This is a genomic window from Lysobacterales bacterium (assembly GCA_019634735.1).
In the GTDB taxonomy this organism is placed as follows: Bacteria; Pseudomonadota; Gammaproteobacteria; order Xanthomonadales; family UBA2363; genus Pseudofulvimonas.
The window spans coordinates 14570-35424 of record JAHCAT010000022.1 but is presented as its reverse complement, the minus strand read 5'-3'; the positions used below and the strand labels follow the sequence as shown (position 1 = coordinate 35424).

General features: G+C 70.8%; 21 protein-coding genes and 1 tRNA gene. 11 read left to right on the top strand and 11 right to left on the bottom strand.

Annotation, left to right across the window (positions count from 1 at the left end):
* Positions 1–92: 92 nt before the first annotated feature.
* Complete coding sequence (locus tag KF823_16085; GenBank protein ID MBX3727421.1) at positions 93–773, bottom strand: hypothetical protein; 681 nt, start codon at positions 771–773, stop codon at positions 93–95.
* An 82-nt stretch (positions 774–855) separates the two neighbouring features.
* Here KF823_16085 and KF823_16080 point away from each other — a divergent pair, with 82 nt between their 5' ends.
* From KF823_16080 to KF823_16060, 5 genes are all read left to right on the top strand, one after another.
* Positions 856–1953, top strand: a complete 1098-nt coding sequence (locus KF823_16080) for a homoserine O-acetyltransferase (GenBank protein MBX3727420.1) — start codon at positions 856–858, stop codon at positions 1951–1953.
* Between the two features lie 56 nt (positions 1954–2009).
* The gene (locus KF823_16075) at positions 2010–2597 is read left to right on the top strand and encodes a cysteine dioxygenase family protein (protein ID MBX3727419.1); all 588 of its coding nucleotides are present in this window, start codon (positions 2010–2012) and stop codon (positions 2595–2597) included.
* 89 nt (positions 2598–2686) lie between these two features.
* On the top strand, positions 2687–5359 hold the full coding sequence (locus tag KF823_16070; protein ID MBX3727418.1) for a hypothetical protein: 2673 nt from the start codon (positions 2687–2689) through the stop codon (positions 5357–5359).
* A gap of 112 nt (positions 5360–5471) precedes the next feature.
* Positions 5472–5558: transfer RNA gene (locus tag KF823_16065), tRNA-Leu, on the top strand.
* Positions 5559–5609: 51 nt separating this feature from the next.
* Positions 5610–6335: a 2OG-Fe(II) oxygenase gene (locus KF823_16060; protein MBX3727417.1), complete on the top strand. Its 726-nt coding sequence runs from the start codon at positions 5610–5612 to the stop codon at positions 6333–6335.
* A 31-nt stretch (positions 6336–6366) separates the two neighbouring features.
* On the opposite strand, the gene KF823_16055 is transcribed toward KF823_16060, so the two are convergent.
* The 3 genes from KF823_16055 to KF823_16045 all read right to left on the bottom strand — a co-directional run bounded on the left by KF823_16055 (position 6367) and on the right by KF823_16045 (position 8860).
* A complete protein-coding gene (locus tag KF823_16055; GenBank protein ID MBX3727416.1) occupies positions 6367–7299 on the bottom strand; it encodes a class I SAM-dependent methyltransferase in 933 nt (310 codons plus the stop codon).
* Positions 7300–7480: 181 nt separating this feature from the next.
* Entirely contained in the window at positions 7481–8056 is a 576-nt protein-coding gene (locus KF823_16050) for a glycine zipper 2TM domain-containing protein (protein ID MBX3727415.1), read from the bottom strand.
* 102 nt (positions 8057–8158) lie between these two features.
* A complete protein-coding gene (locus KF823_16045; protein MBX3727414.1) occupies positions 8159–8860 on the bottom strand; it encodes an alpha/beta fold hydrolase in 702 nt (233 codons plus the stop codon).
* A 219-nt stretch (positions 8861–9079) separates the two neighbouring features.
* Here KF823_16045 and KF823_16040 point away from each other — a divergent pair, with 219 nt between their 5' ends.
* The 3 genes from KF823_16040 (at position 9080) to KF823_16030 (ending at position 12389) form a co-directional block, all read left to right on the top strand.
* Positions 9080–11128, top strand: a complete 2049-nt coding sequence (locus KF823_16040) for an elongation factor G (protein ID MBX3727413.1) — start codon at positions 9080–9082, stop codon at positions 11126–11128.
* Between the two features lie 109 nt (positions 11129–11237).
* On the top strand, positions 11238–11648 hold the full coding sequence (locus KF823_16035; GenBank protein MBX3727412.1) for a DUF2784 domain-containing protein: 411 nt from the start codon (positions 11238–11240) through the stop codon (positions 11646–11648).
* A gap of 57 nt (positions 11649–11705) precedes the next feature.
* Positions 11706–12389 carry a tellurite resistance TerB family protein gene (locus KF823_16030; GenBank protein MBX3727411.1) on the top strand — a complete coding sequence of 228 codons (684 nt, stop codon included), beginning with the start codon at positions 11706–11708 and terminating at the stop codon, positions 12387–12389.
* Positions 12390–12423: 34 nt separating this feature from the next.
* On the opposite strand, the gene KF823_16025 is transcribed toward KF823_16030, so the two are convergent.
* The 3 genes from KF823_16025 to KF823_16015 form a co-directional block, all read right to left on the bottom strand.
* A complete protein-coding gene (locus KF823_16025) occupies positions 12424–12903 on the bottom strand; it encodes an SET domain-containing protein-lysine N-methyltransferase (protein ID MBX3727410.1) in 480 nt (159 codons plus the stop codon).
* A gap of 77 nt (positions 12904–12980) precedes the next feature.
* Entirely contained in the window at positions 12981–13688 is a 708-nt protein-coding gene (locus KF823_16020; GenBank protein ID MBX3727409.1) for a hypothetical protein, read from the bottom strand.
* Between the two features lie 78 nt (positions 13689–13766).
* The gene (locus KF823_16015) at positions 13767–15251 is read right to left on the bottom strand and encodes a M20 family metallopeptidase (GenBank protein ID MBX3727408.1); all 1485 of its coding nucleotides are present in this window, start codon (positions 15249–15251) and stop codon (positions 13767–13769) included.
* A gap of 285 nt (positions 15252–15536) precedes the next feature.
* Here KF823_16015 and KF823_16010 point away from each other — a divergent pair, with 285 nt between their 5' ends.
* Positions 15537–15833 (top strand): ComEA family DNA-binding protein, encoded by a 297-nt coding sequence (locus KF823_16010; protein ID MBX3727407.1) that lies wholly within the window; start codon positions 15537–15539, stop codon positions 15831–15833.
* A 437-nt stretch (positions 15834–16270) separates the two neighbouring features.
* Positions 16271–16438, top strand: a complete 168-nt coding sequence (locus KF823_16005; GenBank protein MBX3727406.1) for a hypothetical protein — start codon at positions 16271–16273, stop codon at positions 16436–16438.
* 101 nt (positions 16439–16539) lie between these two features.
* Here the strand turns inward: KF823_16005 and KF823_16000 are convergent, their stop codons facing one another.
* Positions 16540–17214, bottom strand: coding sequence for a rhomboid family intramembrane serine protease (locus tag KF823_16000; protein MBX3727405.1), 675 nt, complete (start codon positions 17212–17214; stop codon positions 16540–16542).
* 429 nt (positions 17215–17643) lie between these two features.
* Entirely contained in the window at positions 17644–18039 is a 396-nt protein-coding gene (locus KF823_15995; GenBank protein ID MBX3727404.1) for an MGMT family protein, read from the bottom strand.
* Between the two features lie 187 nt (positions 18040–18226).
* Between KF823_15995 and KF823_15990 the strand changes: the two genes are divergently transcribed.
* On the top strand, positions 18227–18634 hold the full coding sequence (locus KF823_15990) for a hypothetical protein (GenBank protein ID MBX3727403.1): 408 nt from the start codon (positions 18227–18229) through the stop codon (positions 18632–18634).
* A gap of 724 nt (positions 18635–19358) precedes the next feature.
* On the opposite strand, the gene phoU is transcribed toward KF823_15990, so the two are convergent.
* Together phoU and pstB are read right to left on the bottom strand one after the other, a co-directional pair.
* On the bottom strand, positions 19359–20066 hold the full coding sequence (gene phoU, locus KF823_15985) for a phosphate signaling complex protein PhoU (GenBank protein ID MBX3727402.1): 708 nt from the start codon (positions 20064–20066) through the stop codon (positions 19359–19361).
* Between the two features lie 11 nt (positions 20067–20077).
* The gene (pstB, locus tag KF823_15980) at positions 20078–20854 is read right to left on the bottom strand and encodes a phosphate ABC transporter ATP-binding protein (GenBank protein ID MBX3727401.1); all 777 of its coding nucleotides are present in this window, start codon (positions 20852–20854) and stop codon (positions 20078–20080) included.
* Between the last annotated feature and the right edge of the window lies 1 nt (position 20855).

The following is a 20855-nucleotide window of genomic DNA, read 5'->3' as shown; positions in this document are numbered from 1 at the left end:
CCGTGCCGATCGGCCCGAGCCGCTGCCAGCCGTATCCCGACGGGCCTGCACCGCTGACTCAGGGGTCGCCAAAGGGCGCGCTGCTCGTGCGCTCAGCCCGGCGCGCGAGCCGACAGTTCGGCCTGCAGTCGCCACAGGGTATGGCCGCTGTCGCGGTACTTGAGTTCGAACGGCGTCAGCAGCGGCTCCTCCGGGGGCAGGATGGTGAGGCGGCTGCGCTGCCCGCACAGGTCCAGGGCACGGGCCAGCTCCGCCAGGTACAGCGGCCAGTTGCTGCGCGCCTCGAGCCGCCCGCCCAGGCGCACCAGGTCGGGAAACACCGGGTGGGCGTGCCAGCGGCGCAGCAGCTGGGTCGGCTTCGGCCAGGGGTTGGGGTAGAGCAGCCAGTGGGCGTCCAGCCGCACCCCGGCACGGGCCAGCAGGCGCCAGGCCTGGGCGACCTCGGCGCGGCACAGGCAGACGTTGCCGCGGCGCAACCAGCCACCCGGTGCCAGGCGTTGCAGGCGCAGCGCCGACTTGTCCAGGCCGATCACCAGCGCTGTGCGGTGCCGGTAGGCCAGGCGCAGGGTGCTGGCGCCGTCGCCGCATCCGGAGTCAAGTACCACCGGTCCTCGCCAGCTCGCGAGTTCCTCCAGCAGCGGAGCCATGGCCCGCTCGGTCGCCGCATGCACCGGCGCACGCCAGGGCTGTGCGAGGTGGCGGCGCACCACGTCGTCCAGGCGGTCGTGGATGTCGGACTGGCGGCTGGAGACGGGGCGGGAGTTGCCGTGCATGGTCGACAGCATACGCAAGCCGTGCTGCGCGCGGGCGCACCGCGCTTGGCCGCGCCGCTGTGCGCCTGTAGCCTTGCGCGCCATGACCCCCGCCACCCGATACTGTCCACTGCCCTCGCCGTTCGCCATGCGCCGCGGCGGCCGCCTGGAGGACGCCCGCGTCGCCTACGAGACCTGGGGCGAGCTGGCGCCGGCCCGCGACAATGCCGTGCTGGTACTGACCGGCATGTCGCCCAGCGCCCATGCCGCGGCCCATCCCGACGATCCGACGCCGGGCTGGTGGGACGACATCATCGGACCTGGCAAGGCGATCGACACCCGGCGCTGGTTCGTGGTCTGCGTGAATTCCCTGGGCAGTTGCATGGGTTCGACCGGGCCGGCCTCGCCGAATCCGGCCACCGGCCAACCCTGGCGCCTGGACTTCCCGGCGCTCAGTCTGGAGGACGTCGCGCTGGCCGCGCACGAGGTGGTCAGGTCGCTGGGCATCGAGCGCCTGCACTGCCTGGTCGGCCCCTCGATGGGTGGCATGAGCGCCCTGGCCTATGCGCTGAACCTGCCGGAGGCGGCCCGCCACCTGCTGCTGGTGTCGACCGCCCCGCATTCGCTGCCGTTCTCGATCGCCATCCGCTCGCTGCAGCGCGAGCTGATCCGATCCGACCCGGCCTGGAACGGCGGCCACTACGACGCCGACGCATTTCCGGTGACCGGCATGCTGCTGGCCCGCAAGCTGGGCATGACCACCTACCGCTCGGCGCGCGAGTGGCGGCAGCGCTTCGGGCGCAGCAAGGTCGCCGAAGATGTCCGCGACGGCAGCGCGTTCGGCCCGGAGTTCGCGGTCGAGTCCTACCTGGCCTACCAGGCCGAGCGCTTCATCACCCGCTTCGATCCGAACTGCTACCTGTACCTGTCGCGCGCCATGGACTGGTTCGACGTCGCCGACTACGGCGGCTCGGTGGCGCGCGGCCTGGCCCGCATCCGTGCCCGCGGCGCCCTGGTGATCGGCGTCGAGACCGACCTGCTGTTCCCGCTGGAGCAGCAGGAGGAGATCGCCGAAGGCCTGCGCGAGGGCGGCGTGCCGACGCAGTTCGCCGCCCTGCCCTCGATCCAGGGCCATGACGCCTTTCTGGTCGACACGCCGCGCTTCGGCAAGGCGATCGGCGACTTCATGGCCGCGATCTGAGCGCCCATCCGGCGCCGCCCGGGGCCGCCGACGGCCGTGATGGTAAAGTGACGGCCATGAACGCCATCGCATCCGCCCCGATCCGCGATTTCGCGGGCCATGCCGAGCTGGTCCAGGCCCTGGACGGGGCCATCCGCGGCCGCGACTGCGCCGAATTGACCACTGCCCTGCGCCAGACCCTGTGCCAGCTCATGCGCGAGCAGCGCCTGAGCCTGCCCGACGAGGTCTTCCAGCCGCATCCGGAGCACTATGCGCGCCGCGAGATCCACCGCAGCGAGGAGCTGGGCTACACGGTGATCGCGATGACCTGGGGGCCCGGCCAGGGCACCCCGGTGCACGACCACTCTGGCCTGTGGTGCGTCGAGGGCGTGGTCGCCGGCACCCTGGAGATCGTCCAGTACGAGCTGCTCGAGCGCGACGGCGACGATTTCCGCTTCGAGCAGCGCGGCACCCTGGACGCCGGCCCGGGTTCGGCCGGCAGCCTGATCCCGCCGCACGAGTACCACGCCATCCGCAACGCCAGCGACCGCGACGTCGCGGTCTCCCTGCACATCTACGGCGGCGAGATGCGCTGCTGCTCGGTGTTCCAGCCGCGCGGCGAGGACTGGTACCGCTGCTGCGCGCGGCCGCTGTCGCTGGATTGATGCGCCCCTAATCCACCGCACCGCTGGAACCGCTTCCACATATGGTTCAATCGATTGTTCGCAAGCTCCAGTCTCTGTGCGCCGCCACCGTGGCAGCCGCGTTCATCTACACCAATGCGTGGGCCGGCATCGCCCTGCGCATGGTCGTGGACGCAACGACCGCGCCCGATCCGGACCTGCATTTCTTCGACCCTGCGTTTGGACTTCATCCCAACACGGGCGACGGGCCGAGAATGGTCTGGCATGCCGGCTCGCTCTACGCCGTAGGTTTCCGGCCGGACACCGGCCAGGCGCTCTATCGCATCGATCCGAATACCGGCAACTCGGCCCTGGCACTGGAAATCGATACCGGGCCGGACCCCGACCGGATCAAGCACCTTCTCCCGTCGACCGGCCCCCTGTACGCGGTCGTCCATCGCCAAGGCCAGCTCGAGATCTGGGCGGTGACCGGCGACCAGCAGGCGACCCGGGTCGCCACCCTCGCGGGCGACGAGGGAACCGCGGTGGTTCTCGGCATGGCCACGGCGGGCGACCGGATCGTGTTCGGCGAGGGCGCATCGCTGTGGTCGGTGCGCCCGGGCGAAGACAAGATCCAGCTGCAGTCGTCGGCGGGCGGGTGGTCTTATACGCGCATGGCGACGGTCGGCAATCGCGTCGTATTCCTGCGCGAGGCCGCGCAGCCTCCGGTGCTGCTGGAACTGTGGAGCACCGAGGGCTTGCCGGGAAGCAACGCGATGCTGATGTCGGTGCCGGCCGGCCATGCCTGGGAGTGGCCCCGCGTCCTCCACGATGCCGACGACGGCTACTACTGGCTGCTGGTTCGCGACTGCGTGCATCAGCGCGTGGTCAGGACCGACGGGTCGGTGGCCGGCACCCAGATCGCGGACTGGACGCAGGAGCCGTCCTGCGTGTCCCAGCCGCTGGCCCTGTCCGCGCTGGGCAACCAGGCCTACTACACCCGCTCGCATTTCGCCGCCAGCAACTACGTGTCCGAGCTTAGGCGCTTCGATGGGGCATCGTCGATGGTCTCCGTGCTCGATTCCGTGGTGGCCGGCCTGTCGCAGCCGCCGCTCTTCCTCTCGCTGGCCGCTGTGCAGGACGGCCTGGTCTATGCTCGGACCGACGAGGAACTGCTGCGTTACGCGAACTCCAACGGACAGGGACTCGTCATTGACGGCGGAACGACGGTTCCCTTCCCGGCCAGGCCCTCGCAGGTAGGGGATCGCTGGCTGCGGCAGGGCGGTGGCCTTCTCTGGAGCCGACCGGCACCCGCCGGCCAGAACGACGAGTACGAGTTCGTTCGTTTCCGTGCCGATGCGAACGGCGTTTCCGTGCTCCTGCGGGACACCCGCTTCTCGTTGAGTCCCGCCACCAAGGCACCGGACGGACATCTATATTTCGCCAGTCGCCCGGGGCGGCATACCCACGAGATATGGCGTACCGACGGCACGCCTGCGGGGATCGGACCTGTAGCCGATGTCTGGCGAGGCACGCGCTCCACCTGGCCAGCGAACGCGCCGGGATACCGGGCTGGCGGCGAGTGGATCGCCGATCGCTTCTACGGCTCGTCCTGCTCAGGAAACTGCCTTCCCCCCTCGCCATTCCGGGTCGATCTGGAGAACGGGCAGTGGCACGACCTCCAGCTCGGCGGCGGATTGCAGTTCGATTCGTCCCCGCTGGCGATCGGCTCCCGCCTGGTCTTCCGGACCTCGGGCGCGCAGCCGCTCGCCCTCAGGCACGCGGCGGAGGACCTGATCAATCCTGAGGTCATCCAGGCGGCCGGCGGCGTTCCGCTGTTCGGCGTGGATGGTGGCGCCGTTCCCTACCTGCTGTTCCAATGCCGCGTGCCTCCGCAGGACAACGTGGGGGTGTGCGCGTGGTCCGCGCCCTGGGGCACGCGTGTCCTTGTCGACGCCGGAGCCAGCCAAGGCGTCCTGGTCGCCCCGTACGGCCAGCATGGGGGTGTGGCGATACTGGCCATTCGCCGGCCGATCGACGGGGCCGACCTGCTCTGGCGAACCGACGGCACCGTGACCGGTACCCAGCAGCTCGTTCCACCACTGTTGCCCTGCCCGACCTTCGACCCGCGTGGCGTCACCGGCACCGGCGGGCAGCTTGTCTTCTGCGCGCAGGACGTGCAGGGATCGGGGTTGTGGGGGATGCCGCGCGCCGGCGGAACGCCCACGCGGATCCGGCAGTTCGACCAGAACCCCGTGGACCTGAGCGCTTCCGGTTCGGGCATGGTTGCCTTCAGGCTCTGGCAGCCCCCGGAAGGCTGGACGGTCTGGGCGTCGGACCTGACGACTGCGGGAACTGTCCGCCTGCCGGTGCCGCCCCTGGACCCCGGCAATTCGCCGGCTTGGGTGGGGGACCACCTGCATATCGCCACCGGCACGGAGTACTGGATCAGCACGGGCACCCCGGCCGGCACACAGCGCGCCATCGACGGACTGGGCGAATGGTATTTCTGGCCCCCGGTGGGCATTCCATCCAGCCTGCTGGACCCCGACGAGACGCCCCACCAGGCGCTGTTCGCCTGTCGGCGCGACGGCCGCCAGAACCTGTGCCGGATCTCCGGGGACGGTGACTGGTGGCAGACCGGCCTGCTTCCCTCACCCGCCGGCGCGCGCAACGCACCCGTCAACTATTTCCGCACGGAGAATCGGCTGCTGTTCTGGCTGGACGACTGGACACACGGTAACGAACCGTGGCAGATCCTTCCGAATCGCGCTTTCCGGAACGGGTTCGAATTGGGCCGCTGACCGGGGCGGACGCCCGCATCCGGGCCCCCGGCCGCGAACCGGGTGATCCGCCCTGGCCGGCGGCCGCCGCCAGGCACATGCGTGACCGCCGGCTGCTAGACTTGCCGCCCGCGCCGGAGTGGCGGAATCGGTAGACGCAGCGGACTCAAAATCCGCCGCCCTCAAAAGCGTGTGGGTTCGAGTCCCACCTCCGGCACCAGGGATCCGGCACGGCCGGCACCGCCCGCCTTCCCGCCTGCCCACCGCGCGCATGCACGAACCGGACTACGCCTTCGACCCCGCCCGGCTCGCCGCGATCGCGCAGGCGGATGCCGACGGCTTCCGCAATGCCGATCCGTATCCTCACCTGGTGATGGACGGTTTCCTGCGGCCCGAGGTGGCGACGCGCCTGGAGCAGGCGTTCCCGGGGCCGGACGACGCCGTGGCCTGGGACCGGTTCGGCGCCCAGGGCTACGAGGTCAAGCTCGGCAGCGCCCGCGAGGAGGCCTTCCCGGCGCCTCTGCGGCAGGCCATCCACGACCTCAATGCCGGCCCGTTCATCCGCTTCCTGGAGGCGCTGACCGGCATCGAGCATCTGCTGCCCGATCCGCACCTGCGCGGTGGCGGCCTGCACCTCAGCCGGCGCGGCGACCACCTGGGCATCCATGCCGACTTCAACTGGCACGACGGCCTGCAGGCGCACCGGCGCCTGAACCTGCTGATCTACCTCAATCCGCAGTGGCAGGACGGCTGGGGCGGCGAGCTCGAGCTATGGGATACCCAGGCGCGCGAACGGGTGCGCCGGGTCGAGCCGCTGTTCAACCGGGCCGTGCTGTTCGCGACCCGCTCGGACACCTTCCACGGCCATCCCGCGCCCTGGGCAGCGCCGGAGGGCGTCCACCGGCGCTCGATCGCCATGTACTACTACACCAGCACGCGGCCGGCCGAGGAGCAGCGGCCCGCGCACAGCACGCTGTACAAGGGCTACCACCTGTAGCCCGCACGTTTACCGAGGCCGCGGCTGCGGCTCAGTCGGTGACCGGGCCCCAACGGTCCGGGTGGTTGCGCCAGATCGCCCGCACCCACAGGTGGTGCATCGCCGATTCCTCGTCGCTGTCGGCCGCCGGCATGCGCGCCAGCAGCGCGGCCGGATGCTCGTCGCCGTAGAACATCGGGAACAGGCCGCCGAACCACTGCGTCCAGCGCGGGCCGTACTGGATCCGGGCGAGGTCGCGACGCAGCCGCTCGCCGACCTGTCCGGCAGCTTCGCCTCCGGGCTTGACGGCGACCGCCTGCAGGAACGGCGCCCCAGCCTCCAGCAGGGCCAGCTCGAAGCCGGCCGCCTGCAGGAACAGCTCGACCTCCTGCGGGCAGGTGAACTGGTTGCGGGCGACATCCTTGCGCGCGGACTGGTCGAAGTCGACGTACTGGGCGACCTCGGCCTCGAAGCGCTGGAAGCCGACCGGGTGGGCGAGGTTCCAGTGGTCGAAGAACAGCCGGCCGCCGGGCTTGAGGACGCGGAACAGCTCCCTGAGGTAGATCAGGAAGTCCTCCTTGTCCATGTGGATGAACACCGCCACGCAGTAGGCCTTGTCGTAGGCGGCATCCGCACAGGGCGCAAGCCGGGTGCGGTCGAGGGCGTCCAGCCGCACCCGACCGTCGGGCAGGCCGGACAGGCGGTCGCGCGCGACCTCGATCATGCGCGGGGCGATGTCGACGCCGTGCCAGAGCGTGCAATCGGGCGCCAGGTGGCTGCCGATGCGACCGACGCCGCAGCCCAGCTCGAGGACATGGTCGCCCGGCGCGAGTTCGAGGGCGTGCCGGACCTGGCGCGCGGAATAGCGCCCGGTGGCTTCCAGGGTCGCTTCGTCGGCGCTGCCGTCGACGGCGATCATGGCGCCCGTGACGGTGCTGGCCTTGTCGTTCCAGAACGACTGGTAGTTGGTGAACTGGCTGGTCATGTGCGCGGGAGGCTGGGCGGTGGCGTCGACGCCACCGGGCCGGCCGCGCAGGGCGCGGGTCCGGGTGACCGGCAATTATGCGGGCCGCGCGGAACCCGGACAAGGAATGGCCCCGCCAAGCGGATGCGCCGGGCCGCACCGCCTGCCCCGCCGGACCGTGCCGGCGGGGCCTCACGCGGGTTCAGCGCACCGGGGTGACCGCGACCTGCACGCGGATGCTGTCGCCCGGGTGGTAGTCGGTGCGGGTCTGGTAGATCTCGCCGCGATAACGATAGGTCACGTCGTAGCCGACCACCTCCTGCGCCGGCTGCCAGTCGCGCTCGTACTGGCAGCGCTGCTCGTAACCCCGGGTCACGTAGCCGGGGCCACGGCTGGCCTGGTAGCCGATCGCGGCGCCGACTGCGGCACCGGCGGCGGTGGTCGTGTCGCGATGCGGACCGTGGCGGTAATAGCCGTGCCGGGAGCCGCTGTTGCGGCCGATCTGGTTGCCGATCACGCCACCGATCACCGCGCCCAGCACGGTACCGCCCGCCGAGCGCGGCCGGCCTTCGCTGTAGTACTCGACCGGGGCCTCGTAGCAGACCTCGCGGGATTGCGGATGGTGGGTGGTGCGGTAGATCGGCTGCACCTCGAGCACCTCGCCCCAGGCGTGGCGAACCTCACCGCCATCGCGGAAGTAACCGGACGAGGGTCCGTCCCAGGCCTGGACACCCGTGGCAAGACCCAGACCGGCTGCGAACAGGATGACAACGCGCATCGTGGTGCTCTCCATGCATCGCGAGGATCGCGATGGACGGCGCCACTATCGGCGTGACGCGGTTAATCGGTTCTGAATCCCGCCCCTCGGGCGCGCCACCGTTCAGCCGGAATTGCCCGTTCCCGCCGCCAGCGCCAGCCAGTCTGCGGCCAGTGTCGCAACCGACGCCGCCCCGGCACCCAGCAGGGGGGAGAGATGGCCTTGACCGGCCAGCACCAGGCAGGCGCCGCGCAGCGCCCCGGCCACGGCCTGGCTGGTGGCGGGCGGGATGTCGGTGTCCTCGGCACCGGCCAGCACCAGTACCGGACAGGCCAGCCGGGCGCCGGGGACGCCGGCGGCGGCCTGTGCCAGCACCTGTCCGGATTCGTCGCGCCAGCGCCTGTGGATGGCCCGGACATGGTCCAGGGGCAGCCCCGGCAAGGCGCGTACCGTGGAGTGCAGCGGCCCGGCCGACCAGGCGACGACCGACGGCCGTTCCGGAAACGCTGGCCAGGGCCGGATGCCCGCTGGCGGCACAGGGTTGACAAGCACCAGGGCGGCCGCCTGATGCGGACCGGCGGCGCGCAGGGCCAGCAGTGCCCCCAGGCTGGCACCGATCAGGACGAGCTCCTTACCGGCGCTCGCGCACCAGGCGTCGACCTGGTCCTGGTAGTGGTCGAACGTGGTCGCCGCCAGGCCGGCGGCGCAGGGACGCAGGTCGGGGGCCAGCACGGCGAACCCGGCCCGCGCCAGTACCGGGGCCCAGGCCTGCCACTGCCAGCCGCCGCCGCCCGCGCCGTGCACCAGGACCGCTGTCATCGCCATCGACGGGGCCTCCCGTCATTGTGCGGCGAACCTTGCAAATCGCCGCGCGCCCCGCAAGCTGTCCGGGACAGGCATCCGCCAGGGACGGTCTGAAAGCGCAGACCTGCCTGCGGGCCAGGGATGGCTCGCCAGCGGAGCCGCGTCCGGGGCTTTCCGGGACGCGAGCATGTCCGGCCCGCCCGGGAGGGGCGGGGCGGACCATCCAAAGGAAGCGCAGGCATGAGCCATCGTACCGAACAGATCCGAAACATCGCCCTCGTGGGCCACTCCGGCGCCGGCAAAACCACGCTCTGCGAAGCCCTGCTGCAGGCCGGCGGAACCATCCAGACGGCAGGCACGGTCGAACGCGGCACCACGGTTTCCGACTTCGACCCCATGGAGAAGGCGCGCGGCCACTCGATCAACTCGACGATCACCAGCATCGACCACGGCGGTGTCCACATCAACCTGATCGACACGCCGGGCTATCCCGATTTCCGGGGCCCGACCCTGTCGGCGCTGGCGGCGGTGGAGACCTGCGCGGTGGTGCTCGACGCCGCGGCCGGCATCGAACACGGCAGCCAGCGGATGATGGACTACGCCCGCGCGCGCCGGCTGTGCCGGCTGATCGTGGTCAACAAGATCGACCACGAAGGCGTCGACCTGGAACTGCTGGTCGAACAGCTGCGTGAGACGTTCGGGCCGGAATGCCTGCCGATCAACCTGCCCGCCGCCGGCGCCACCCGGGTGGTCGACTGCTTCGGCCGCGGCGAGGGCGCATCGGACTTCGGATCGGTCGCCGAGGCCCACCAGCGCATCCTCGACCAGGTGGTCGAGGTCAACGAGTCGGTGATGGGGCGCTATCTGGAGGAAGGCGAGGCCGGGCTGACCGGCCAGGAGCTGCACGACGCCTTCGAGCAGTGCCTGCGCGAAGGTCACCTGGTGCCTATCTGCTTCGTCTCGGCGCGCAGCGGCGCCGGCATCGCCGAACTGCTCGGCCTGTTCGAGTCGCTGATGCCGCACCCGGGCGAGGCCAACCCGCCGATGTTCGTGAAGGGCGCCGGTGCGGCCGCCGAGCCTTTCCGCACCACGCCCGATCCGGCCCGCCACGTGGTCGCCGACGTGTTCAAGATCGTCAACGATCCGTTCGTCGGCAAGCTCGGCGTGTTCCGGATCTACCAGGGCACGGTGCGACGCGACACCCAGCTGTTCATCGACGACGGCAAGAAGCCGTTCAAGGTCGGGCATCTGTTCAAGCTGCGCGGCAAGGACCACGTCGAGATCGACCAGGCCGTGCCCGGCGACATCGCCGCGGTGGCCAAGGTCGAGGACATCCACTTCGACGCCGTCCTGCACGACAGCCACGACGAGGACCACATCCACCTCAAGCCGATCGATTTCCCCCAGCCGATGTTCGGCCTGGCGATCGAGCCCCAGCACAAGGGCCAGGAGCAGAAGCTGGCGACCGCCCTGCACCGGCTGGCCGAGGAGGATCCCTGCTTCCGGGTCGAGCACAACAAGGAGCTCAACGAGACCGTCATCCGCGGCCTGGGCGAGCTGCACCTGCGGGTGATGCTGGAGCGCATGAAGGAGCGCTATGGCGTCGAGGTGAGCACCCGGCCGCCGCGCATCGCCTATCGCGAAACGGTGAGCGGACGCGCCGACGGCCATCATCGGCACAAGAAGCAGACCGGCGGCGCCGGCCAGTTCGGGGAGGTCTTCCTGCGCATCGAGCCGCTGGCGCGCGGCACCGGGTTCGCCTTCGAGGACGACACCGTCGGCGGCTCCATTCCCAACCAGTTCATCCCGGCGATCGAGAAGGGCGTCCGCCAGGTGCTGGAACATGGCGCCATCGCCGGCTACCAGATCCAGGACGTCAAGGTGGTGGTCTACGACGGCAAGCACCATCCGGTGGACTCCAAGGAGATCGCCTTCGTGACCGCCGGACGCAAGGCCTTCATGGATGCCATCGCCAAGGCCCGGCCGATCGTCCTGGAGCCGATCGTCAACCTGGACGTCTCGGTGCCCGAGGCCCACATGGGCGACGTGACCGGTGGCCTCGCCGGCAAGCGGGCGCGCATCAACGGCACCGATGCCCTGCGCGGCGGCGAGCTGGTGGTCAAGGCGCAGGTGCCGCTGGCCGAGGTCGGCGACTACGCCAACGAACTGAAGGCGATCACCGGCGGCAAGGGCCGCTACACCATCGAGTTCAGCCACTACGAGCCGGTGCCGCCGCCGGTGCAGAAGCAGCTCGCCGAGGCGTTCCGGCCCAAGGCGGACGACGACTGATGGCGGGCATTCCGGTGCCCCGGATGGCCGCGGGCGAGGCCCGACGCACGCACCTGTGGCGACCGGTCCCGGGATGGGCGTCCCGCCGGTCACGGGACCAGGAGCGGCCATGAGCGGCGCAGCCCTGCTGGCCGACCTGGTGCTGGCCGCACATGTCGCCGTCGTCGCGTTCGTGGTGCTCGGCCTGCTCCTGGTGGTCGTCGGCGGACTGTTCGGCTGGCGCTGGACCAGGAACCGCCGGTTCCGCCAGGCGCACCTCGCCACCGTGGCGTTCATCGCGCTGCAGTCATGGCTGGGCCGCCTGTGCCCGCTCACCGACTGGGAGCAGGCGCTGCGCCTGCGGGCCGGCCAGACGGTCTGCGAAGGCAGCTTCATCGCCTGCTGGCTGGATCGCCTGCTTTACGTGCAGGCTCCCTGGTGGGCCTTCGTTGCGGCCTACACGCTGTTCGCGCTGGCCGTTGCCGCCGCCTGGTGGCGATGGCCACCGGCGCCGGCCCGGGGACGACTTCCGGCCCATTGATCGCCGCGCGGCGCACGCCGATCATGATGGCCCCACACCCCCTGCCAGGAGCACGCGATGCAGACGTCCGGATTCCTCGACCAGCTCCTCCGCTCGGCCCGGGACATGACCGATGATCTGCGCGGTCGCGCCGACGGGCTCTCCGAGCGCCTGCAGAACCAGGGCGTCGGCGGCATCAAGCTGGGCCAGTTCGCGCAGGGCGCCCTGTCCGGCGGCGCGCTCGCGCTGCTGCTGGGCCGGCGCAGCGGCCGCAAGCTCGCCAAGTGGGGCGGCCTCGCGGCGATCGGCACCCTGGCCTGGCGCGCCTGGCGCCAGCACCAGTCGGGCGGCGGCCACTTCGCAAGCATCGAACCGCGCACGCTGGACCACCTCTCCGGCCCGGAGCTGGAGGTGCACAGCCAGGCGATCCTGGTCGCCCTGATCTCGGCCGCCAAGGCCGATGGCCACATCGACGACCGCGAGCGGAGCCTGATCCGCGACGAGGTGGCGCGCATCGCCCACGACCCGGAACTCGAGCGCTTCGTCGAAGCCGAGCTGGCCCGGCCGGTCGACCCGGCACGGGTCGCGGCCCTCGCCAGCTCGCCGGAACTCGCGTCCGAGATCTACCTGGCCACCGTCCTCATGGTCGACGAGAAAGGCACCATGGAGAAGGCCTACGTGGACGCCCTGGCCGAGGGCCTGCGCCTGGATCCCGGCCTTCGGCGCAGCCTCGACGCCCAGCTCGACAACGGCGGATCCTGAGCGGTCGGTCCCGGCACCGCGCGGCGCCGGGCGCTCAGGCGGCCCGTCGGCGTCTCGGCTGCAGCATGGTGCCCGTGCAGTTGCGGGCACCGCAGCGGCACGCCCAGATCCGCTTGAGCCGCGCCGTGTGTGGCACGTCCAGGACGATGCCGTAGTTGTAGGTCAGCTCCTCGCCGGCCCTGACCGGTCGCAGCGTCTCGATGAAGACCCGGTCCCGGGCTTCGTCGCCGTTCCGGTCGACATGGATCACCGCTTCGCAGTTCGGATCGCAGCTGTGGTTGATCCAGCGGGCGCTGTTGCCGCCCTGGTTGGCGTCGACGATCCAGTGGTCGTTCAACGTGAACAGGAAGGTGTGACCGGAGTCGAGGGTGCCGTCGTAGCAGGCGTCGGCCTCGTCGTGGCTGATCCGTCGTCCGCGGTACTCGATGACGCGCAGGCTGGCGGCGAGGTCGGTGGCGGCGAACACGCCGCGGCCGTGGATGCCGGAGCGGCGGACTTCGATGCGTCTGGTCATGGTCGGCTGCGTGTCGGAGCAGCCTTGCAGTTTACCGGTCCACCGCGCCCGCCGGCACGGTGGACCGTCAGGGCGGATCAGCCGAACAGCCGGCCCACCAGCCACATCACCAGCATGGCGAAGGCCAGCACGGTCGGCGTGCCCAGCGCGGCGCGGCGCTCGTCGACGCCGGCGACATGGCGCAGGCCGGCGTTGAGCGTCAGCACCAGGTAGCACAGGCCGTACAGCATCAGCAGGCCGACCAGGATGGCGCCGAGCTGGCTCTTGAACAGCCAGCCCAGGATCGCCGCCAGCAGCGCGGCGATGCCCAGCGGCAGGTAGGCGGTGGCGGACACCAGCAGGGCGGAGACCGGATTGGTGCGGCCGCCCAGCAAGGGCGCGAACAGCAGCACGCCACCGCCGGCGGCGGCAATGGTGATGAGGTTGACCAGCACCGCCTTGATGAACTGCCCGAAGTGGAAGCCGAAGCCCGGCATCGCGCCATAGGCGCCCATCGCCGCGCCGACCATCGAGCGGATCAGCATGCCGCCGGCCAGCGCCAGGCCGATCGCCGCCACCAGGGCGAACACCACGGCGACGCCCAGGGCGCGGTCCTGGGTCAGGCCGGCATGGGCCTCGCCGATGCCGCCGACCGGATTGCCCAGCAGGCGCCGGGCCACGCCCAGGGCGTCCTGGGCCGCCGCCTTGGCGCGGTCCGCAGCTGCCTGCGCGTGCTGCGCGTACGGATTGCCGCGATCCGGGCCGCCCGGCGGCTGACCTTGAGGGTTGTCTTGATGTTGCGTCATGTCGCTGCTCCCTGTGGCTGGCCTTGGGGGAAGGGCACACCGGCGCCAGCCGGGACGGTGCGCCGGTAATCCGGGACCTCAGCAGCAGCCGTGCCCCTTTCCGTAGTGGGCGGGCGCGCCAGTGGCGACCGCGCTGCCTCGGGTCAGGCCCTGCAGACCCGCCTGGTGGTGGTCGGCGATGACCTTGGCGACGCAGGCGGTGAGCTTCTTGCCGGTCGGAATGTGCAGGAACTCGTTCGGCCCGTGGGCGTTCGACTGCGGCCCGAGCACGCCGGTGATGAGGAACTGGGCGCCGGGGAACTTCGCTCCGAGCATGCCCATGAAGGGGATCGTGCCGCCTTCGCCCATGAATGCCGGCGGTGCGCCGAAGTGCAGCTTCGAGGCGGCATCGACCGAGTCCGCCAGCCAGGGTGCCAGCGGCGGCGCGTTCCAGCCCGCACCGGCCTTCTCCAGCTCGAAATGGACATGGGCGCCGCAGGGCGGGTCGCGTTCGAGCAACTCCTTGACCAGCGCACCCGCCTGGTTCGGCTCGAGCGTTGGTGGCAACCGTAGCGACAGCTTCACTGCAGTGTGCGGACGCAGCACGTTGCCGGCGGAATCCAGGGGCGGCATGCCATCGACGCCGGTCACCGACAGCGCCGGGCGCCAGGTGCGGTTGAGGATGAGCTCGTCCAGTTCCTCGCGCATCGGCCGCATGCCGGGCAGGAACGGGAACTTGCCCCAAACCTCGTCGGCCAGGAACGAGGCCGCGACCCGGGCCTGCTCGATGCGCTCGGCCGGGACCTCGACGTGCAGCCCCTGCGGGCGGATCGCGCCGGTGGTCTCGTCCTCCAGGCGCGACAGCAGCTGGCGAAGCACCCGGAAGCTGGACGGCACAATGCCCGAGGCATCGCCCGAGTGGACGCCCTCGGACAGCACCTTCACGGTCAGTTCGCCGCCGGTCAGGCCGCGCAGGCTGGTGGTCATCCACATCTGGTCGTAGTTGCCGCAGCCCGAATCCAGGCAGACCACCAGGGACGGCTGGCCGATGCGGTCGGCCAGGTGGTCGACGTAGTACGGCAGGTCGTAGGAGCCGGACTCCTCGCAGGCCTCGATCAGGACAACGCAGCGCGCGTGCGGGACCTGCTGCGCCTTCAGCGCCATGATCGCCGTCACCGAGGCATAGCAGGCATAGCCATCGTCGGCACCACCGCGCCCGTACAGGCGGTCGTCGCGCAGCACCGGCTTCCACGGTCCGAGGTCGGCGTCCCAGCCGGTCATTTCCGGCTGCTTGTCCAGATGGCCGTAGAGCAGCACCACGTCATCGCTGTCGCCGGGGATATCCAGGAGAAGCAGTGGCGTGCGTCCGGGCAGGCGCACCACCTCGACCTGCATGCCAGGTACCTCCTTGCTGCGGCACCACGCCTCCATCATCCGCACGGCGTCGTCCATGTAGCCGTGCTTCTCCCAGTCGCGATCGAACATCGGCGACTTGTTGGGAATACGGATGTACTCGGTCAGCTGCGGGACGATTTCCTCGTCCCAGACGGAGGCGGCAAAGCTGCCGGCGGCCTGGTGGTCCATGGCGGAGTCCTGGATTGCGGATGCGCCCAGTCTAACCCGTGCCGGCGACAGCCCGAACCGGGCTGGCGCGGGCTGTGCTGGTGCGGGAGCGGTGGCGGGTCAGCCCTGAACGCCCGCATCGCGGGGCACGCCTCGGCGTGCGTCGGAATTTTCCGTCGCCACATCGCGCTGGTTGCCTAGCAGCGAATGCGGCGCAGACCGATGGCACAGACACCGAGCGACGCCGACGATGGCCCTGCCAGGCAATCCTGCCGGCCATCGTCCCAATCCATCGAGGAAGCCACCATGTCCCTGCTCAAGTCCCTGACGTTCATCGCCGCCCTGGCGTTCGCCGGCCTCGTCGCCGCGGCCGGCCCGGTCGACATCAACCGCGCCGACGCCGCCACCCTGGTACAGCTCAACGGCATCGGCCCGGCCAAGGCCGAGGCGATCGTCGCCTGGCGGGAGGCCAACGGTCCGTTCCTGCAGGTCGAGGACCTGGCCAAGGTGCGCGGCATCGGCCTGCGCCTGGTCGAACAGCTGCGCGCCGACATCACGGTCAGCCCGGAACCGGTCGCGGCCGCGACGCCGGCACAGCGCTGAACGCGGCTCGGCAGGCTGTCCCGGGACTGCCTGCTGCAGCTACCGCGAGCCACCCGCTGCGGAGGCGGGGCCTGTGCCCCGCCCCGCCGCCGGCCATTGGCGCCCATTCGGCAGCCTGTGCATCGGGTGGACCAGCAGAGGCTGTCGCCCACGCTCGCCTTCCCGGGTCTGCCGGGGGCACCCGCCGCCCGGCGGGCCGCGTCGGGACCGGCCCGGCGTTTCGGGAAGACGCGCGGCGAGGCCGTCGGGATCGCGTCGTGGTGCGGGCAGCGGACCGTTGACCAGGGCGTAGCCGACGCATCGTCGAACTGGCCAACGGGCGCAGATCGCGCCAACGCGCCTGGATCGCCGGCTGCAACAGCAGCCTCGGGGTCAATCCGGGCTAGGCGCACCGCTGCGGGGGCGACTACCATGGGGCGTCCGCTGCCGGAGCCGCCATGCTCACGCCCCCGACCTGGCCTGTCCTGATCGTTTCCCTGCTGCTGGTCGCAGCGGGCGTCGCCGGCATCGTGCTGCCGATGCCGGTGCTCAGCGCCAATGCCGTCTGGGCGCTGCTCGCGGGCTACGCCACCTTGCTGATCGGCGTGTTCTCGAAGCGGCTCTGAGCCGCCCAGGGACCGACCCCACCGCCGCCGTTCCGCCCGCCCGGGGCGGGCGGGCGTCCGGCAAGGCGCACCGTGCCGATCGCATCCGCCTCCTCGTCCGCTCAGGATTCGGTGTCGTTGCGCAGCGACGAGGGCGTCACCGTTCTGCGCCAGTGGCGCGCCAGCACGAACCACAGGACGAGGCCGGTCACCATGCCGCCCAGGTGCGCGAAATGGGCGATGCCCGGCACCCAGCCGGTCACGCCGAGCACCGTGCTCGCGACTGCGAACAGCACGACCAGCAACCAGGCGGGCATGGGCACCGGGGGAATCAGCAGCAGGACGCGCTGCCGGGGATGGAGCATCGCGAACACCGTCACCACCCCGAACACCCCGCCGGACGCGCCCAGGGTCACGCTGACCCCCTGACCCGGCACCGGTCTCGCGGTCAGCAGCCATTGCGCCAGGCCGCCGCCGATCACGCACAGCGCGAAGAACAGCGCGAACCTCGCCGCCCCCCAGCGCAGCTCGAGGGCGGGACCGAAACCCAGCAGCACCACGCCGTTGAGCAGAAGGTGCGCGATACCACCGTGCAGGAAGCCGTGGCTCAGGAACTGCCACCAGCCGAAACGGGCGTACACCGGCCCGGCCTCGGTGTGCGCGACCAGGATCGGCCCGACCTCGGGCCACAGGCCGAAGCGCGCCAGGACCGGCTCCGGCCACAACTGCTGGACGACGAACACCGCCGCGAAGGCGAGCAGCAGGTAGCGGGTGGCGGGCGGAAGCTGGCTGGGCATCGGCACCTCGGCGTCAGGGGTTGTTGGAGCATAACGGCGTCGCCGACGCCCGTCGGCAAGCCCTCACCTCGCTTCGTGCCGACCGCCCCCCCCCCCCGCCCGTCGGCGCGTGGATCCCGATTCGGTACGTCGGCGGATCGCCAGCGGCGAGCGTTCCGCTCGATTCGACCACGGGTCGATCCTGGCAATCGGCGAAACAGCGCCGGTCGCTGGTCGTTTTCCCGGTGGTCGATCGGCGCCCGCCCGGGCAGGATACCGGCAGGACGAGGAGCAGTCCGCCAGCAGGGTATCCACGGCCCCAGTTCTCTGTGACAGCCGGCCGCCATCGCACAGGCCCGGCTACGACAGGCCTGACGGCCCGCCAGTCGTGCCGGCAAGGCGATGCTCGCAAGCGCCGCCGCCCGCGGCCGCCGAGGCATCGCCGCAGGCTCAGTCCGGCGGCGCCCACAGCGCGGCGTCGATGTCCACGTCAACCGCGGCGGCCGCCCCGACCAGCCGGCCCCGCGCATCGATCCGGTGTCCTTCGGCCTGCAGGCGGCTGCGCTGCAGGCGGAACCCCCTGCTGCCGGGCGCGAAGGCGATCCGAAGACCCGCCGCCACCACCCGGTGCCAGGGCAGTTGCAGGGAATCGGGGGCCAGGCGCAGGGCGCGGGCCGCCAGGCGCGCCCGCCCGGGCAGGCCGGCACGCCGCGCCACCTCGCCATAGCTGGCCACTTCGCCCGCCGGAAGCGCCGCGATCGCCTGCCAGAGCGCGGCAAGGGCCGCCTCGCCGCGCGGCACGGAGGTCGCCGCCAGGCTTCTTTGCAGGGGATCGGAAGCCGCCATGAACATCCTCAACGCTTCGGGTGGCAGCCACGACCGACCGCTGTCGGGGCATGGTGCGGATGACCCCGGCCACGCTGGCACCTCAGCGGCGGTGATGCAAGCGCCGACACGGACGCCACGCGCAGCCGGGTACACTGGCATCCGCCATCCCGGCCGAACCCGATCCCGCGCAACCGGAGACGACCCCATGGACAGCTTCGAGGACATCCGACTGCATTGCGCATCGCGCTGGCCCCTGGGCAGCAACGACCCCTATCTGTTGAGCTTCGACCTGCCCCTGGAGGGCGGCCGTCGCCAGGGGGTGTTCCTGGCCGAACTGGAGGATGAGCGGGGCAACCGGTACCTGCGTGTATCGACGCCCGTGGCGCCGATCGACGGCGACGGCTGCTTGCGCGCGCTGCGCTTCAACTGGGAGCAGCGCCTCGGCTTTCTGGCGGTCAGCGACCTCGACGACGTGCCCTACCTGCACCTGTGCGAGAACCGTCCTTACGAGCTGTTGGACGGTACCGAGCTGGATCGCGTGGTCGCCGAGATCGGCACCCTGGCCGACCGGCTGGAGCGCGCCCTGGCCGGCGGCGGCGGCGACGTTCTGTAGCAGCCTGCAAAGGAAGGCCCCTGCTGGCTGCGACCCTGGAAGGCCGCCCGGCCAGCGGACTGCGCAGACACCGGACTTGCCGGAAGCACCTTGCGGACCTGCACCGCGGGCGCGACTCGACGTACGACCAGGGCCGCCGTTCCTCGGCAGCCCGTCGGCCCGGCTCCGAGCAGACCCTGCGGCCTCGGGCGCTCCGACCGGTACCGCGCTCGGCGCGGGACGTGGCAGGACCCGTCGAGCGGACCTGATTGGCGTCGTGTCTCAGCCCACTGCCAGGCGGCGTATCGCCGATGCGACGGCACCGCACTCCGCCCCTCCCCCGCCTGCGGGGGAGGGGCGGGGGAGAGGGCCGCCCCGACCAGCGCACGCCGTTGGGCCGGCAACGATGCAGATCATGGCCAGTCCCGACCCTCTCCCCCCGGCCCCTCTCCCACAGGGAAAGGGGAGCACAGCGCGCTGCGGTCACCGAACACCGGGTCCTGGTCCTTGGTCCCAGATCCTGAGCTGAGGCACGACGCTAATCAGGTCCCACAGGGAGAGGGGAACACAGCGCGCTGCGCTTACCGAACACCGGGTCCTGGCCCTGGGTCCCCGATCCTGGGCTGAGACCCGACGCTAATCGGGTCAAGCGGACAGGCGCCCCCCGGCCCGGCGAACGGCAGGTCCGGATCGGCCCGCACCCGCTCTCCGGGCAGGCGCTGGCGGCAGGCCGGGAGGATCCCGCTCAGACGGCGTCGCGGCGCGCGGCCGGATGGCGGACGTCCTTTCCTTCCACGAGGTAGTGGACATAGTTGGCGATGTTCTTGGCGTGGTCGGCGATGCGCTCCAGCGACTTCGCCATGAACACCAGGTCGAATGCGGCGTCGACAAGCTCCGGTCGCGACTGCATCAGGGCCTTGCCCTGGGTGATCGCATCCTTCAAGGCCTGGTCCTGCAGGTCGTCGCTGCCGGCGACCTTGCCGGCCAGGTCCAGGTCCAGGCGCACCAGCGCATTCAGGGCATCGCGCAGCATTCCCCTGGCAAGCACGGCCATGTCCAGGACACCGGCCAGGGTCGGCATCCCGGCCAGCTCCCGGCCCTGGGCCGCGCTGTTGCGCGTGCCCCGGGCGATCTTCTTGGCCTCGTCGCCGATCCGCTCCAGGTCGTTGACCGTCTTGCCCAGGGTCAGGACGGTGCGCAGGTCGATGCCCAGGGGCGCGCGCAGGGCAAGCAGGCGGGCGATCTCGGCATCGGACTCCAGCTCGATGCGATCGATCTCCCGGTCGCCCCGGATGACCGCCGTCGCTGCGGCGCCGTCGCCGCGTTCGAGTGCGTCGATCGCGGCGGCGAGCTGGTTCTCCACCAGGCCGCCCATGCGCAGGACCAGGTCGCGCAGGATCGCGAGGTCCTCATCGAACTGCTTGACGATATGGTTGGAGGAGGGAAGGGTCATGTCGGTTCCGGTCAGCCGAATCGGCCGGTGATGTAGCTCTCGGTCTTTTCCTTGGCAGGCTTGGTGAACACCTGCCCGGTCTCCCCGAACTCCACAAGCTCGCCCAGGTACATGAAGGCAGTGTACTTCGACACCCTGCCGGCCTGTTGCATGTTGTGGGTGACGATGAGGATCGTGACCCGCGACTTCAGTTCGGCGATCAGCTCTTCGATGTTCGCCGTCGCGATCGGGTCGAGCGCCGAGGTGGGCTCGTCGAAGAGCAGGATCTCCGGCTCGGTGGCCAGTGCCCGGGCGATGCACAGGCGCTGCTGCTGGCCACCCGACAGGCTGGTGCCGAGGGTATCCAGACGGTCCTTGACCTCGTCCCACAGCGCCGCGTCCCGCAGCGCTTTCTCGACCTTCTCGGCGATCACGTGGCGGCGTTTCTCGCCGACCACCCGAAGACCATAGGCGACGTTCTCGTAGATGGACTTCGGGAACGGGTTGGGCTTCTGGAACACCATGCCGATGCGCAGCCGGGCCTCGACCGGGTCGATGCCGCGATCGAGCAGGTTGACGCCGTCGGGGCGCAGGTTGATCTCGCCCTGGTAGCGGCTGCCGGGGTAGAGGTCATGCATGCGGTTGAAACAGCGCAGGAAGGTCGACTTGCCGCAACCGGACGGCCCGATCAGGGCGGTGACCTCGTGCTCGGCGACCGGCATGGAGACGTCGCGTACCGCCTGGAAGTCGCCGTAGAAGAAGCTCAGGTTGCGGACGTCGGCCTTGATGGCCGGAAGGCTCTGGTTCATC